We start from the raw sequence: 16088 nt of genomic DNA on the forward strand, positions 1-16088 counted from the left end.
CAATCCTCTTCGTGTAAAAGTAAGGAGAATACGTTGGAAAAAACATCACAAAGCCAACAGCTCATCATTGAAGGCGCTGGGTGTGCTAGCTGTGTAGGCAAAATTGAAGGGGCGTTAAAGGCAACTCATGGAGTCGTCAGTGCAGAAATGAATTTTGCTGATAGGACTGTAACAGTTTCTGGGACAGCTAAGACAGAAGAATTGATCAAAGCTGTTGAGTCAGTGGGGTATAACGCGAAGCCAATTGATGATAGCTCAGCAACAGATGCGCTTGACGAGAAAGAGGCGGCGGATTGGGCATATTACAAAAAGCTAATGCGCGATACGTTTATTGCCCTTTCACTCGGCGTTCCTTTGATGATCTACAGCATTGTAGTTGGAGAAATGACAGTTGAAACAAACCTTGAACGCATGTCTTGGCTGGTTGTCGGTATTTTAACTTTTGGTGTTATGTATTTTTCAGGTAAGCATTTTTATGTTGGCGCTTGGAAAAGCTTTAAAAACCACTCCGCTAATATGGACACACTAATAGCTTTGGGAACAGGTACAGCTTGGGTGTACTCAATGGTTGTTGTGTTTGCACCTGACGCCGTTCCATTGATGGCACGACATGTCTATTTTGAAGCTACCGCCATGATCATTGGCTTAATTGATTTAGGTCTAGCATTAGAAATAAAAGCCAGAGGTAAAACCTCTGAGGCCATTAAACGTCTTATCGGCTTGCAGGCCAAAACGGCAACTGTAGTTCGTGATAATAAAGAGGTTCAGATAGGTATCGAACAGGTTTTGCTTCATGATGTTGTGAAAGTAAAGCCGGGTGAAAAAATTCCCGTAGATGGCGTTGTATTGGAAGGACACACCTCTATTGATGAGTCCATGCTGACAGGCGAACCTATGCCTGTTGAAAAAGCCGAAGAAGATGAGGTTGTCGCTGGTACTTTGAACAAATCAGGCATGATTTTATTTAGAGCGACACGCGTTGGTAAAGACACGGCGCTTGCACAGATCATCAATATGGTGAAACGAGCGCAAAATTCAAAACCGCCGATTGGCCGCTTGGCCGATGTTATTTCCGCCTATTTCGTTCCTGTAGTCATGATCATCTCGGTGTTAAGTGCGTTAGCATGGCTTAACTTTGGCCCTGAGCCAGCAATTGCTTTTGCTATCGTATCAGCAACTACTGTGCTTATTATTGCCTGCCCGTGTGCTTTAGGCTTGGCAACGCCTATGTCTGTCATGGTGGGAGTAGGAAAAGCAGCAGAAGCCGGAGTACTTATTCGCAACGGTGAGGCACTGCAAACCGCCTCTAAAATCACTGCCATGATTTTAGATAAAACGGGCACTATTACTGAAGGGGCACCTAAGGTAACCGATATTGTTTTAGCAAAAGCTACTGACGAAAAAGACGTACTACAGCTTGCAGCAAGTTTAGAAAGCGGCTCAGAGCACCCTTTAGCGCAAGCGATTGTTGAAAGTGCTTTAGATAAGGATATTGAGTTACTAAAAATTGAATCGTTTAATGCTATTACGGGTTTTGGTGTAGAAGCAAACTGTAACAATAAAGTCCTGCTTTTTGGTAACGATAAACTAATGAAGTTAAAAGGCATAGACCTCACAGGCTTTGTTGGAAAAGCCCAGTCTTTAGCCAAAGAAGCCAAAACACCTATGTACTTTGCTGTAGATGGTGAACTTGCCGCAATCATTGCTGTCGCAGATCCCATTAAGTCAGACTCAATCTCTGCTATCAAACGGCTTCAGGCTAATGGTATACGCGTCATCATGTTAACAGGTGATAACAAGGAAACCGCTGCCGCTGTTGCCAAAAAAGCAGGTATTAGCGAATTTCTTGCTGAGGTGCTGCCAGAAGATAAAGCCAACAAGGTGAAAGAGCTACAAGGCAGTGGCGAAATTGTTGGTATGACAGGAGATGGCATCAACGATGCTCCTGCGCTAGCGTTAGCCGATGTTGGCTTCGCCATAGGCACAGGGACTGATGTAGCTATCGAAAGTGCTGACATTACCCTAATGCGTGGTTCACTTCATGGCCTTGCCGATGCCATAGCGGTAAGCAAAGCTACTTTACGAAATATCAAACAAAACTTGTTTGGCGCGTTTGTCTATAACGTAGCTGGGATTCCTTTTGCTGCGGGGGTTCTATATCCCTTCTTTGGCATTCTGCTTAGCCCTGTAATTGCAGGTGCTGCAATGGCGTTTTCGTCATTGACTGTGGTGTCAAATGCAAATCGACTTCGCTTTTTTAAAGCAAAAGAGCATTAAGGAGAAGAGCGATGATGTTAATTAACTTATTAGGCTTAATGTTAATCGCGCTGATTGTTTGGTGGTTTTGGCTATATAAACCCAATAAAACAATCGTTCAAGGTAATGAAGTACTCATTGAAGTGAGGGATGGCGTGTATTCCCCATCCTCAATTCAGGTGTCTGCTAGCCAACCTGTTACCTTGAAGTTTATACGCAAAGATCAATCCCCCTGCGCTGAAACAATGCTTATTCCTTCATTGGATATAAGCGAACAGCTTAAGTTAAATGAAATTACTCAAATTACCTTATTAAACTTGTCACCGGGAGAGCATGAGTTTCACTGTCAGATGCAAATGTATCGCGGTGTCTTAAAAGTCGTTTAGGAGGGCAATATGAAAAATCAACACCCTAATTTTTGGTCAACACCTACAGGCTGGGCTGCACTGGCACTTATTGCCGCAGTGACCTACTTCTTAGTGCTTGAGCATGGTCAACATACGCTGCAATTTCTTCCCTACTTGATTTTATTGCTATGCCCCTTGATGCACGTATTTATGCATGGCAGTCATGGTAAACATGGTCACGATCATTCACATGCGCCTGATGAAAAAAAGGAAGAGAGCTTTCAAGAACTCACGGATAAAAATGCAGCCTATCGCGATGGCTACATACAAGGCTTAGAAAAGGCACGTAAGGAATCACATAAAAAGGAGAGCAGTGATGAATGAAACATATGATTATGGCTTATGGTCAATGGTGATACTGAACTCAGCAATTTTTATCTTTTTTGCCTTTAGTTTTGTCAAACCAAAAACATCAACTGATTGGAGAAGTCTAAGCGCGTTCTCTGCCTTTATTGTTGCCCTATTTACTGAAATGTATGGCTTTCCTTTAACTATCTATTTTCTGTCGGGGTGGCTGACGGAGACCTATCCAGAAGTAAATTTCTTTGCGCATGAAAATGGGCATTTATTACATACTTTCTTTGGATTTCAAGGTGATGCCCATTGGGACCCATTTCATATAGTGAGTATGGTGTTTATTGTTGCAGGTTTCTTTATGTTGTCTTCAGCATGGAATGTATTGCATCACGCGCAAAAACATCATCAATTGGCTACAACTGGATGGTATGCAAGATGTCGCCACCCACAGTATGTAGCTTTCATTCTAATCATGTTCGGCTTTTTATTGCAGTGGCCGACAATCCCAACACTTGCGATGTTTCCGATCTTAGTCGTTGTTTACGTCAAGCTAGCGAAACGCGAAGAAGCACAGGCGATTGCTGAATTTGGTTCGGAGTACCACAGGTATATGGAATCGACACCAAGTTGGATCCCAAGTTTTAATAAAAGTGTAGAAGGTAAAAATCATGAAAACGTTAACTAAATCAATTTTATTTATTAGTTCACTACTGATAACCACTAGCTCATTTGCCCAAAACAATGAGCATAAACATGAAGGTGCGAACAAAGCTGATATGCATCAAGGCATGACAATACCACATGAGAACATGGGAGAAATGCATAAAAAAATGATGGAAATGAAAAAGGAAGTCCATGCCATTAAAACTGAAAAAGATCCTGACAAGCAACAGCAGATGATGGTTGAACATCACCGTTCAATGATGAAGATGATGCAATCCATGCACAAAAATATGGAAGAAATGCCAATGCATCAACAAATCAAGATGACTGAACATCATTTAGAAATGATGGAGAACATGATGCCGCAGATGAACCGGAAAATGGAAGAAATGAAAGATAGCAATCAACAGCATTCACACAAACATTAGGAGAAAAATTATGAGCGATTTAGATCATAGAGTTGGCGTTAGAGAGCAAAATTTAGTTGTTCGAAATCTAAAGCTTAGCAATGTCACAGAAGAAAGCTGTGACGAGTTAGTAAAAGAAATAGATCAGCTTTTTGGTATAGATGAAGTTAGTTACAACATCAAAGAAGGTGAAATACACCTTGCCTATGATGCCGCAAACGTAAGCCTTGATGGGATTGAGGAGGTAATCCGTAAGTATGGCGCAGATGTTCATGATGATTGGTGGACACATACTAAAGAAAGTTACTATAAATTTGTTGATCAGAACATCAAAGATAACTCTGTTCATAAGCCTTGGAGTTGTCATCAAGCACCTTCGGGGGCTGGCCGGAAAAACAAATGAATTCATAAAAAAGTGTATAGATAATTAGTTAGTCAAATGAGGTAACAGTGATGAAAACACCCTATATAAAAACTCTTTTATTGCTTACATTCGGTTTATATTTAGTGGGTTGTTCTAATACCACTTTTTATCATAAATACATGATGAGAGGTCAGGTAGTAGAAAGTTCTGATAATCGAACTCTAATCTGTATTGGTGCTAAGCATGGCGCAGAGGTTGGGCAAAAATACAGTGTTATTAGATTCCATGAAAGAATAGTATTGAGTGAAGGTGACGATCCCTACACTATCGAAAAGGTAGGAACGGTACAAATTACTAAAATTGTGAATGATCATTTCGCAACTGTAAAGCTAGTGTCTGGTGACATTGCAGCGAAAGATATGGTGGAACTTGAAAACTAATAAAGTGGTGGCGAAAGCCACCACAAGAGCATAACAATAAAACTTAATGAAAAAGCTTTAGTGTTATTTTGTACAACCTTTGAGATTGTTTGCTCAGTTCTGGTTATCTTGATGCCAGTACGACAGAAAAAATGTTACATATGGATTAGAAAGGTGTGGGCTGGCATCCTAGGTCTAATCTTAACAGTTAAGGAGCCGCCGAATAGAGCTATACCTTTACATCAGCAGCATAATCAATGCTCCCGCGATCATAAATAAGTTTTCAGATAGCGATACAAATCCAAGTGGCACACTACTATCGCCGCCTACACAGGCACACTTTAACTGGCGTTTGTCAATGTAAACGGCTTTGAAAACTGAAATTGCTCCAACTGTGCCGATAAACAATGAAAATGGTGCCACTGCGAGAGGCTGTAGTTGGGCAACCATACCAATACCTGCATATGCTTCAATGAAGGGATAAATATAACCATATCTTATCCATCTCATCGCTAGTAAATCATAAGTAATAAACGAATTTGTGAAACTGTATAGGTCTTTCAGTTTTTGCACCGCTAAGAGCGTCATTGAAAAAGCTATAAATAGCATCAGTGTTCTGATGGAGATAAATGAGCCGGAAGCAAAATGTTGAGATGCGACAGCAAGAAGTGCAGCTATCGAGAAAATGGCTACAACTGGCGTGTAGGTTGTGCCAGTTTGACCTGCTTCATCTTTACCAAAATACTCTCTTAAGTCATCGTATCCTCCGACACGCTTTCCTTCAATAAAGGTTTGTGGCGTAGTTTTGACATCATGCTTATCTTTGAAGTCATCAGCTTGTTGTCTTGACGTGAGCTTATGATCTTCTACATCATACCCTTGCCTCTCCAGCAAATCTTTCGACCTTAAACCATAGGGGCAGATATGTTCGTCAGTGACCATTCTGTACAGGGTAGCTGTCTTAGTCATCTTAGTCTCCTTTGTTCAGTGTGCCTTCAAACTTTGGGAGCGGTCGTTGCTCAGCCTGAGCTTGTGAGCTGACCTTTCCATTTTCAGAAATATCCTTAATCAGCCATTCCATTTCTTTTATTTCTTTTCGTTGGGCTTTAATAATACCATTTGCCAATTCACGCACGCGTACATCCTCCAAAGTTGAATGCTCACTAGTAAGAATAGCAATGGAGTGATGAGGAATCATCGCTTTCATGTAGGCAGTGTCAGAAATTGTGCTTTGAGAGCGAACAAGATAAAGACATATGGCGAACAGTATTGTCGCCAATAGAAAAATAGCCATGTTGAGCTTCTTGTTACTGTACATGCCAAGCATAAAGGCCAGCATGATCATTGCCATACCTGCTCCCATATACAACGCCATATAGATACGCGTTTCACTAAACCATATATGTGATACTGCGTAAGTGTTGAGATACATCATGACAAACATAGCAATGGTTGAGGTGATGATCATTGCAGCAAATCTTGAGTATTTCATAAGTAATCCTTACATTGATAGTGTAAATATTTCCCACTGTTAGCCTATTATTCTCTACATGTGGTCATGTTCTCGAAAAATTGCAAGTAATGAGCCAGTATCAATAAGAGTATTTGTAATACGATTGACTCAATTTCAGCGCAATTATTGTGAATCAGTACTAATCTACACATTTCGGTGTAAGAGTTTATGGGCAAAAAATCTTCTTTGAAGGAGATCAAATCAGCTTATATTTAGAGTTTGAGTTTTGAACTTGTGATAGACACAGGCGGAATTGGCTTTAGTTAACAATCTAATGTGGGAACTCAAAGTACTACAAGCTGAGCTTCAACAAATGTAAGCTCGTGTACAAGTGAAGACACAGTTAAAGCATGTGGAAGAATTAATCTTGATAGTTAGAGTTGTCATTTATTTCACTTTTTAAATGAACGAATATTGATCTTTTATCTCGTTCATGTCCGAAAGCTAAAAGTTTCCTACACATGAAAGTGGTTTTGCAAGAGTATCTACTAGAGAACAAGATTTGAATGCTCAACTGTTCAGTTGGGCTATTATGGTTGTAAAAAAATATTATAAGGCAATGTGTCTGGTACTTCGGTTAGAAATGAAAAAAGTTAAAGAAGCTAATCGATTTCATCAGGTAGGGTGATGAGGTAATAGTTACTCGCCTTGATCGGCTAGGCCGATCATTAAAGTCTATTCTTGAGGACATTGAAAGTACTCACAAACGGGGCGATTGTTCAAAGATTATTAATGGTTCTGTCAGTACAAAAAATGATAATCCGTTTACCAGTTTCATTCATAATCTGCGCAATTAGCAATAATGACGTGCGTTCATAACGGTCATAAAGAGCAATCCCCCTGCGCTGAAATAATGCTTATTCCTTCATTGGATATAAGCGAACAGCTTAAGTTAAATGAAATTACTCAAATTACCTTATTAAACTTGTCACAGGGAGAGCATGAGTTTCATTGTCAGATACAAATCTATCGCGGCGTCTTAAAAGTAATTTAGTTTTAAATAGGTCTTTTTACACACCTGAACGAGCAAAAGTAACTTAACAAAAGGCTTCTCGAAAACATTACGAGAAGCCTCTAAATTAAAGTTAAGATTTGTATTTACTGTAAACAATTCTATATAGAACAGGCAAAACAACTAAAGTAAGTAAAGTAGAGGAAATAATCCCTCCAATTACCACCGTTGCTAATGGCCTCTGAACTTCAGCCCCAGTTCCGACGTTTAATGCCATAGGAATGAAACCTAAGCTAGCAACCAAAGCGGTCATTAATACAGGGCGAAGCCTGATAGTTGCACCTTCGATAATTGAGTTTATTAGCTCTCCTGTTTCAAGTAATCGCTGTTTAATGAATGACAGCATCACCAGTCCATTTAATACAGCTATCCCTGAAAGAGCGATAAATCCAACAGCAGCAGAAATTGAAAGAGGCATGTCTCTTAACCACAAAGCCAATACGCCGCCTGTAAGTGCTAAAGGCACACCACTAAATATGATCAGGGCATCTTTTATTGAACTAAATGCTATGACAAGCAGTGTCAAAATTACAAACAATGTGGCAGGTACTACGATGGATAATCTTTGCGTTGCACTCTCAAGTTGCTCAAATGTTCCGCCGTACTCAAGCCAATAACCAGCAGGCAATTCAACATTTTGTTGAATTTTTTGCTGTGCCTCTTGTACGAATGAGCCTAGATCTCGGTTTCTAACATTTGCTGTAATTACAATTCGTCGCTTACCATTTTCTCGGCTTATTTGACTTGGAACTGTCGTATAATTTAACTCTGCAACTTCGCTTACAGGTACAAACTCACCACTTTCTGTCGCGATTGGCAAATTACCTAGCTGATCAAGGTTGGCTCTCAACAGCTCAGGATATCTAACTACAATTTCAAATCGACGATCACCTTCGAATATTAACCCTGCGCCTTCACCTGACACGACTGTTTTTAACCAAGACTGTAAGTCGCTTGCATCCAACCCGTATAGCGCTAATGCTTCAGGCTTGGGGTTAACGGTAAAGATAGGCACGTCATCAACTTGTTCGAGCCGCGCATCAGCAACACCTGAAATTGTATTGAGTGTAGCCAAAACTTCTTGTGCAGAAATGACAAGTTGGGATAGATCATCACCGTAGAGCTTAATCCCTAAATCAGCTCTTACTCCGCTAATTAATTCGTTAAATCGCATCTGAATTGGTTGAGTAAACTCATAATTATTGCCGGGAATAGAGCTGAGATCTTTTTCCAGCCTTTCAACAAAATCCTCTTTCGTTAAATTAGGGTCGGGCCATTGCTCTCTCGGCTTTAATATCAGAAAAGTATCAGTCACATTTGGCGGCATCGCGTCTGTCGCAACTTCTGCTGTGCCCGTTTTTGAAAACACCGTAACAACTTCATCATATTTCATAATTTGTTGTTCAAGTACCTTCTGCATTTCTACAGCTTGGTCAATACCCGTGCCCGGAATACGCATCGCGTGCAGTGCAATGTCACCTTCATTAAGTTGAGGAACAAATTCAGATCCTAATTTACTACCAAGTAATATGCTAAATGTCACAAGTAAAGCAGCGCCGCAAACAACTAGCCAACGTAGTTTTAAAGCCCACTTCAAAACAGGACTATAAACTGACTTAGCGCCGACAATTACTGGACTTTCTTTTTCGCTGATTTTGCCTTTCAAGAATAAAGCAACCGCAGCGGGGACTAGCGTGAAGGTAAATACCATTGCAGACAATAGAGCGATTATCACCGTTGCGGCCATCGGATGAAACATTTTGCCCTCGACACCCGATAAGGTAAACAAAGGTAAATAGACAATCGTTATGATCAATACGCCAAAAACACTAGGTCGTATAACCTCATTGGTAGCAGAATAAACAATGTCTAGGCGTTCTTTCAGGGAAATGACAGAACTATTTCGTTTTTGGCTTTCTGCTAACCGCCTAATGCAGTTCTCAACGATTATTACCGCGCCATCGACAATCAATCCAAAATCTAAGGCTCCCAGACTCATTAAATTCGCAGAGACTTTGCTTTGAACCATGCCCGTGATTGTTGCCAACATTGCCAAAGGAATTACTGCGGCGGTAATCAAAGCGGCGCGTATGTTACCCAGTAATAGGAACAATACGAAGATAACCAGTAATGCACCTTCAATAAGATTTTTCTGTACGGTGCTAATTGCTTTATCAACCAGAGTTGTCCTGTCATATAAGGGAACTATGGACACGCCTTGAGGTAAACTGTTTTGGATTTCACTAAGCTTGTCACCAACAGCCAATGCCACCGAGCGTGAATTTTCTCCTACCAGCATCATTGCGGTGCCAATCACACTTTCCTTGCCTTCCAGTGATGCAGCTCCTGTCCTTAGCTCTTTTCCTATCGCAACTTCGGCGACATCTTTAACTTTTACAAGTGTGCCGTCGTCGCTTTTTATAATGACGTTTTGGATGTCTTGAATAGATTGCAACTGAGCTTGTGAACGAACAAGAATTTGCTGTCCGCTTCTTTCGATGAATCCAGCCCCTTGATTTGCATTATTTCGCATTATTGCATTTGATAGTGCTTCACTGGTAATACCGAAGTGCAACATCCTTAACGGATCGGGATTGATATGGTATTGCTTTTTATAGCCACCAATTGCATTGATTTCCGTAATCCCTTTAACCAATGCAAGTTGTGGTTTCACTACCCAGTCATGGATCTCCCTTAACGCCATCGCATCATAGGGTAAGCCATTATTCTGCTTTGCACTTTCGTCGGCAGTTATACTGTACATGTATATTTCACCGAGGCCCGTAGCAATTGGTCCCATTTCTGGTTCAATGCCAAACGGTAGTTGCTCCTTAATTGCGCTAAGTCGCTCATTGATTAGGTTTCTGGCAAAATACAAATCTGTGCCTTCTTCAAACACAACAGTCACTTGCGACAGGCCATATCGAGAAAGTGAACGGGTATAATCCAGCTTAGGTAAACCTGCCAAGCCCGTTTCGACGATAAACGTAATCCGTTGCTCTGTTTCCAAAGGTGAATAACCTTGAGCCTGCGTGTTTATTTGTACCTGTACATTGGTTATATCTGGCACAGCGTCAATAGGTAGCTTCTGATAGTTCCATATTCCTAAAGCGATGATAAACAAGGCCATAAGCAACATAGTACCACGTCTACGGATAGATAATTCTAGTATCCAAGCGATCATATTTTCACCTCGATAATACTGAAGCCAATATGTAGAGGACAAAAAGGTCGGAGATTAGTGTTCATGTCCAGCCTCCGATTTTTTTAGATCAGCAACTAGCAGATAACTGTTCTTTACAACCACACTTTCGCCGACGTTCAAACCGTCGATGATAGCAATATTGATAGCGTCTGAAGCGCCAGTTTTTACGGCGCTAGGGTGGTATTCATTGCCTTCTTTAATAAAAACAACATCTTTGCCTTCAAACTCTTGAATGGCTCCTTTTGGCACAACAACTGGAGCAGAGTGTTGACTGGTCGTAACCGCACCTTTAATTACAGTGCCAAGCGGCCACTTGTTGGTTTTGTTATCCAATTTTACAAATGCCAATGAGTATGGCTTGTCGTTTAGTGATGGTGTTAAATAGCTAATTTGCGCACTTTGATTAAATTCAGTGCTATGAATTAGCACCTGCTGGTTAGCGTTAACCTTACTTAGCTGAGTAGGAAACACTGATAGTTGTGCCCAAACCACGTCAAAATTGGCTATTGTCAGCAAGTTTTCACCATTTGTAAGCTCGCCAATATTGGCTTGCCTAGCGACTATACGCCCAGACATTGGTGCTTTTATCGAATATTGATTTAAGCTCTCATTGGATTCAATCACTACCAACGTTTCACCTTTTTTGACCTCTTCGCCGAGATTGACTTTTACTTCCTTAATAACACCATCGAATCTAGCGTTAACGTGCGCAAGTGAGGCAGGATCGGCAACGATTTTTCCATATACAACTTCTTCGTTATGAATAACACCGCTAGTTGCTGCTACTGTTTCAATGCTGTTTTGTTTAGCCATCTCAACAGACATAGAGACTATTTCATCTTTGTGTTCTTCACTGGCTGAGGTCGTGATGGAGGTGAAACCAATTACAGCAACAAGCATTAATTTGAAAAGGCTGATTGGTGAATTTAATATATTTTTCTTTTTCATGATTAATTCTCAATAAAGCTTGAAAGTTGGCTTTCTGTATTGCCGGAAGAAATTAATGGAATGCCTGATAAGGACTCAATGGAGGCGCTTTGTTTGTGAACCTCACTTGCGGCAAAAATAAGCGCATATTGCATCTCAATAAGCTCTTTTTGAACTGAAACTAGCTCTAAATAACTAAAGCGCCCGTCCGAATAGGCTTTTTGCACTAATGACAAAGCACTTTCTTGAGGCGGAATAATACTGGTTTGTAAGGTTTCAACCGTAAGGCGAGCCTCTTCCTGAGCCGCATAAAATGTCGCTAATTGGCTGTAAATTGCTCGCTCACTGGCTTTCCGTTGCTGCTCAACTTCATCGAGTTTTGCTTTTTGAGATTGATAGCTGCCTCTATTTCTATCACTCGTAAACAGAGGGACGCTAATTCCTGCAACCAACGCAGTCTCATTGCTACCTTCAAGTCTTTTCACACCTGCGCTCCACGTTATATTAGCGTGGCTTTGTGCGTTGATTGATTGTAATTGAGCTTGCTGAATTCTCGATTGCTCTGCATAAGCTAATATATGAGGACTTTGAGAAAGTTGAGCCATGATGTATTCGAGTGATATTGTTTTGGGAAGTGCAAATAAATCGCCTGATACACGAGAGAATTGCGGTGATTGTTCTCCCCACATAATAGCTAACTTACGAACACTGGCCTCTAACTGCTTGGAAATGGTTAGCGTCTTTAGTCGAGCTGTTGCTAAAGCTGCATCAGCTCGTTTTTGCTCTGATGACGGTGCCGAACCAACACGAACTTTTTTGGAGACAGTTTGATAGGTTTCTCGTGCTAGCTTTTCTGCATTTTCATTGACGAGCATGATTTGCTGTAACGTCAAAACATCGATATAGCGAGCTGCTACTTCACCCAAAATATCGAGTGTTTGTATTCTTTTTTCAACAGCTATTGCTTGCTGTTGGGCATTAACATAAAGCTTTCTGCTATTTACCTTATCTCCCAATTCCACCACGGAAGATATTGATAAGGTAAGTTCAGCGTCGCTGAATCCAGATACATCACCTGTACCTGCAAAGTTTTCCAATTCAGCGCTGACGTTATATTCAGGTTTTAACCCTGCGGTAGCTAACTCGCCGTCTAAACGCTTTTGTTTGTATTTAAAAGCTGTTAGCTGTGGGTTGTTTGCAAGTGTTCGTTGTATTGCCTCTGACAATGAAACTGAATCAACAGTTAAGTCATTTGCAAATACATTATTAGTTGTCACTAAAAACGACAACAGAAGCAACCGTTTTACTTTCTTCCAAGCAAGTACGGGGGCCTTAAAATAAGACATATTCATATTTTGTCCTGTTTATTTTATGAAACGAGCGTTGGCTTCACCGCCTAACGCGCCAATTAAATAAAAGGACTAACTTTTGGGAGGTCGAAGTAATCTGGAAGGGGGAGCTTCAATGACTACTTTTAAATAATCAAATACCTGACTTGATTTGAAATCAATGTCTCTACTGATGTAAACATGCGTAGCAAACTGTACATGCGAGCCATTGCAGTGTCCGCAATGATGACAATCAGCGGGGTTGTGTTGGTCATTATCTGCTGATGATTGTATTAATTTTTCAGAAGAAATGTGGTCATCTAAAGCATGAACATGCTCGGTTTTTATATGCTCGGAATCAACAATATGAACATCAGCAACTTTTGCCACAGCAGAAAATGACTGAAGTAATATCAGCACTATCATGATGTATGCAGGGAATTGTTTAATATTCATTTCGTTTCAACTATCTCTTAGTTATGCCAATGTTAACACTATCGTTTAGCTTGCGTCACGACATTGCTCGTCTATGAACTCTATTTCAATTGTTGTATGAGCAAAATCAAACTCTTTAAGCTCCTGTCGCAACTCTAGCTTGTACGATTTCAGCTCTTCGTTAGATATTTCAGTGTTTAAAACAATATGGGCGGTTAAAACGTTGTGTTCACCATCAAGTGACCAGATGTGTAAGTGATGTACTTCACCCACAATGGCTTTAGAAACTATTTTCGATTTAATATTTTCAATAAGATCAATATCTGGTGTCGCTTGCAAGAAGAGCATAAGTGTCGTTTTCAGTGTTCTTACAACATTAAATAAAATAAAAAGGGTAAACCCAATTGATAAAATAGGATCGAGTATGGGCCATTCAACAAACATCAATACGATTGATACAATAAATATAGCTATCCAACCTAAAACGTCTTCAAGCAAGTGCCAGTTTAAAACTCGTTCATTTAAGGTCTTTCCATGACTTAGCTTATAGGCAGCGTAACCGTTTACCACCATGCCAAAAATAGCTAATAAAAGCATTCCTTCGACTTGAGGCATTTCGGGGTTAGCTAATCTTGGTATGGCCTCAATTAGTATAAAAACAGAACCAACAGTTAATACCAAACCGTTAATCAATGCGCCAAGCAATGAAAAGCGCTTGTAACCATATGAAAACTGGCTAGAGGCAGGCTTGTTACTGAGCTTATTTAATCCCCATGCGGTGCCTATGGAGATGCTATCTCCTAAATCATGGATAGCATCTGCCATGATTGCCGTACTATTGGTTAACCAACCTCCGATAAATTCGATGATGGTAAACGTGAGGTTTAGAAAAAAAGCCCAGCCAATGCGTCTCGAAGCGTCCTCATCATTGTGAGGGTGATCATGACCGTGAGAGTGGTTATGCATGTTGAGCCTCGGCGGTTACATTTTTTCTTCTAAGCCTTTGTACATTCCAATTAATGATATGACGGATAAAGTTTTGGTACGCCCAACGTTTAATACCCGTTAGATTGGTTCCCTGCTCAGCATAGAATTCATCGGGTGAGTCATAAAAGCCAAAGTCGTCGTGTATGCCTTCTTTTTGAATATAAGTATCTTTACCAACCCAGTTCGTCTCTGGGTTACTTATGCAGGTAGTAGCTATTCCATAACCACAAAAATTATCTTTAGCTTGACTGAATTTGGATTGAATTGAACTTAGGTAAGCTTCGTCGAGAATGAAGCCTTCTAAATTGATCCACTTACCTTCATAGAGCACTTCTACCCAGCTATGGATAATGGATTTTGGGGCAAGCCAAAATACATAAGAAGGAATAGCGCCTTTCTGAAGCTGTTGGTCAATCGTGAAACCATGAAATCGGCACTGAATACCAAGCGCTCGGAATAGAGCCATTAACAAGTTTCCCTTGGTATTGCACTGTCCATAGCCATCCGCTAAAACTTCACTCGCAGATATATCATCGCTGCGGTTGTAACCAAACTGAATCTCATCTTTAACAAAGGTGTAAGCAGCTCCTATTGTGTTGTATTCATCCATTGTATTCCAATTCCGATCTGCTATTAGAGATTGGATGCTGTGATCATCTAAGTCTAATATTTGTGTTTTCTCTAAATAATTAGCACTCATTATCCATCTCCTTTAAGAACATGATTTTGATTTACTTCCACTACAGCTATTGTTTTCGCTTGTTAACTCTGCGTTGCTCAGCTCTTTCTTCGCATCAGTAATAATCAGGTAAGCCCCTCTTAAAATTAGGGTTGCAATCACACTACCAATCACAATGTCAGGCCAGCGAGAATCAAGTAGCATCACTAAAACACCAGCAGCAATGACCCCCAAGTTTGCGATCACATCGTTGGCTGAAAATATCCAGCTTGCACGCATATGGACTTCACCATTGCTTTGCATTCTGATTAAAACTAAACAAATGACGTTTGCTATTAATGCTACAAAACCAAAGCCGATCATGAACCAAGAGTGAGGCTCACCTTCTCCGAGTCTTCTTACTATGTCAAAGATTACCAGTATTCCGAGTGTCAGCTGAAAGTAACCGCTGATAAGGGCTGCATTGGCTTTATGCTTTAAAGATCGGCTCACGGCATATAGAGCAATACCATAGACAATTGCGTCAGCCAGCATATCCATTGAATCTGCTATCAAAGCCGTTGAGTTTGCATATAGGCCCACAGTAATCTCAACGCAGAACATAACCGCATTAATACCTAGCAACCAATACAGCACATGTTTTTGTTTCGCATCTTTTAGTTCGACTTCGCAACCACAACCACTCATTGCACGGCCTTAGTTATTTGCTTGATAACTTAACTATAAAGTCTATAGTGACTATAGAGTCAAGATTTAGGACTAAAGTTTTATGAAGATAGGTGAACTTTCAAAAACGACAGGGTGTTCGATACAAACAATTCGGTATTACGAGAAAGAAGGGTTGCTTTCAACTCCTGAACGTACTGAAGGGAATTACAGGTTATACGGTGAACGGGCTTTAAAAGAATTAGAGTTTATAAAGCATTGCCGAAGTTTGGATATCCCTCTAACAGATGTTAAACGCCTTATGGAACTGAAAAATAAGCCAGAAGAAAGCTGTGCAAGTGTTAATAAGCTCATTGCTCAACAATTGGCCTTAGTTAACAATCGAATGAGAGAACTCAAAGCACTAAAAGCTGAGCTTCAACAAATGGCAAGTTTGTGTACAACTGAAAACACCATTGAAGCGTGTGGAATAATTAAGTCACTTGATAGTTAGAATTGTCATTCATTTTCTATCCGTGTTGTG

18 protein-coding genes are annotated in these 16088 nt (G+C 40.5%); 9 read left to right on the plus strand and 9 right to left on the minus strand.

Annotated features, from left to right (window positions below; all coding sequences use genetic code 11):
* Positions 1–33: 33 nt before the first annotated feature.
* The 7 genes from E5N72_RS05560 to E5N72_RS05590 are packed head-to-tail and all read left to right on the plus strand — an operon-like array spanning position 34 to position 4834.
* A complete protein-coding gene (locus E5N72_RS05560; protein ID WP_045979598.1) occupies positions 34–2277 on the plus strand; it encodes a heavy metal translocating P-type ATPase in 2244 nt (747 codons plus the stop codon).
* Positions 2278–2288: 11 nt separating this feature from the next.
* Complete coding sequence (locus E5N72_RS05565; protein ID WP_045979597.1) at positions 2289–2642, plus strand: cupredoxin domain-containing protein; 354 nt, start codon at positions 2289–2291, stop codon at positions 2640–2642.
* A gap of 9 nt (positions 2643–2651) precedes the next feature.
* Positions 2652–2987 carry a DUF2933 domain-containing protein gene (locus E5N72_RS05570; RefSeq protein ID WP_016708242.1) on the plus strand — a complete coding sequence of 112 codons (336 nt, stop codon included), beginning with the start codon at positions 2652–2654 and terminating at the stop codon, positions 2985–2987.
* Positions 2980–3645, plus strand: coding sequence for an isoprenylcysteine carboxylmethyltransferase family protein (locus E5N72_RS05575; protein ID WP_016708241.1), 666 nt, complete (start codon positions 2980–2982; stop codon positions 3643–3645). Before E5N72_RS05570 ends, E5N72_RS05575 begins: the two co-directional genes overlap by 8 nt.
* The gene (locus E5N72_RS05580; RefSeq protein ID WP_062566152.1) at positions 3629–4051 is read left to right on the plus strand and encodes a hypothetical protein; all 423 of its coding nucleotides are present in this window, start codon (positions 3629–3631) and stop codon (positions 4049–4051) included. The genes E5N72_RS05575 and E5N72_RS05580 overlap by 17 nt, the downstream gene beginning before the upstream one ends.
* A 10-nt stretch (positions 4052–4061) precedes the next feature.
* The gene (locus tag E5N72_RS05585) at positions 4062–4433 is read left to right on the plus strand and encodes a hypothetical protein (RefSeq protein ID WP_019677951.1); all 372 of its coding nucleotides are present in this window, start codon (positions 4062–4064) and stop codon (positions 4431–4433) included.
* Positions 4434–4483: 50 nt separating this feature from the next.
* Entirely contained in the window at positions 4484–4834 is a 351-nt protein-coding gene (locus tag E5N72_RS05590; protein WP_135923585.1) for a hypothetical protein, read from the plus strand.
* Between the two features lie 216 nt (positions 4835–5050).
* Here E5N72_RS05590 and E5N72_RS05595 read toward each other — a convergent pair whose 3' ends face one another.
* Positions 5051–5782, minus strand: a complete 732-nt coding sequence (locus tag E5N72_RS05595) for a glutaredoxin (protein ID WP_016708238.1) — start codon at positions 5780–5782, stop codon at positions 5051–5053.
* A gap of 1 nt (position 5783) precedes the next feature.
* Positions 5784–6305, minus strand: coding sequence for a DUF305 domain-containing protein (locus tag E5N72_RS05600; protein ID WP_008109672.1), 522 nt, complete (start codon positions 6303–6305; stop codon positions 5784–5786).
* A gap of 874 nt (positions 6306–7179) precedes the next feature.
* Here E5N72_RS05600 and E5N72_RS05605 point away from each other — a divergent pair.
* Positions 7180–7320, plus strand: coding sequence for a cupredoxin domain-containing protein (locus tag E5N72_RS05605; RefSeq protein ID WP_240704540.1), 141 nt, complete (start codon positions 7180–7182; stop codon positions 7318–7320).
* Between the two features lie 91 nt (positions 7321–7411).
* Here E5N72_RS05605 and E5N72_RS05610 read toward each other — a convergent pair whose 3' ends face one another.
* From E5N72_RS05610 to E5N72_RS05640, 7 genes are all read right to left on the minus strand, one after another.
* Positions 7412–10522, minus strand: a complete 3111-nt coding sequence (locus E5N72_RS05610) for a CusA/CzcA family heavy metal efflux RND transporter (RefSeq protein WP_016708236.1) — start codon at positions 10520–10522, stop codon at positions 7412–7414.
* A gap of 54 nt (positions 10523–10576) precedes the next feature.
* Positions 10577–11491, minus strand: coding sequence for an efflux RND transporter periplasmic adaptor subunit (locus E5N72_RS05615; protein ID WP_016708235.1), 915 nt, complete (start codon positions 11489–11491; stop codon positions 10577–10579).
* A gap of 2 nt (positions 11492–11493) precedes the next feature.
* Positions 11494–12822 (minus strand): TolC family protein, encoded by a 1329-nt coding sequence (locus E5N72_RS05620; RefSeq protein WP_029216105.1) that lies wholly within the window; start codon positions 12820–12822, stop codon positions 11494–11496.
* A gap of 69 nt (positions 12823–12891) precedes the next feature.
* A complete protein-coding gene (locus E5N72_RS05625; RefSeq protein ID WP_016708233.1) occupies positions 12892–13254 on the minus strand; it encodes a hypothetical protein in 363 nt (120 codons plus the stop codon).
* 45 nt (positions 13255–13299) lie between these two features.
* Positions 13300–14199 (minus strand): cation diffusion facilitator family transporter, encoded by a 900-nt coding sequence (locus tag E5N72_RS05630; RefSeq protein WP_016708232.1) that lies wholly within the window; start codon positions 14197–14199, stop codon positions 13300–13302.
* A complete protein-coding gene (locus E5N72_RS05635; protein WP_016708231.1) occupies positions 14192–14920 on the minus strand; it encodes a transglutaminase family protein in 729 nt (242 codons plus the stop codon). The genes E5N72_RS05630 and E5N72_RS05635 overlap by 8 nt, the downstream gene beginning before the upstream one ends.
* 12 nt (positions 14921–14932) lie before the next feature.
* Positions 14933–15586: a cation transporter gene (locus E5N72_RS05640; RefSeq protein WP_016708230.1), complete on the minus strand. Its 654-nt coding sequence runs from the start codon at positions 15584–15586 to the stop codon at positions 14933–14935.
* An 82-nt stretch (positions 15587–15668) separates the two neighbouring features.
* Here E5N72_RS05640 and cadR point away from each other — a divergent pair, with 82 nt between their 5' ends.
* On the plus strand, positions 15669–16058 hold the full coding sequence (gene cadR / locus E5N72_RS05645) for a Cd(II)/Pb(II)-responsive transcriptional regulator (protein WP_016708229.1): 390 nt from the start codon (positions 15669–15671) through the stop codon (positions 16056–16058).
* Positions 16059–16088: the final 30 nt, after the last annotated feature.

Origin of the sequence: Pseudoalteromonas sp. MEBiC 03607, from assembly GCF_004792295.1 — a bacterium.
GTDB lineage: Bacteria > Pseudomonadota > Gammaproteobacteria > Enterobacterales > Alteromonadaceae > Pseudoalteromonas > Pseudoalteromonas lipolytica_C.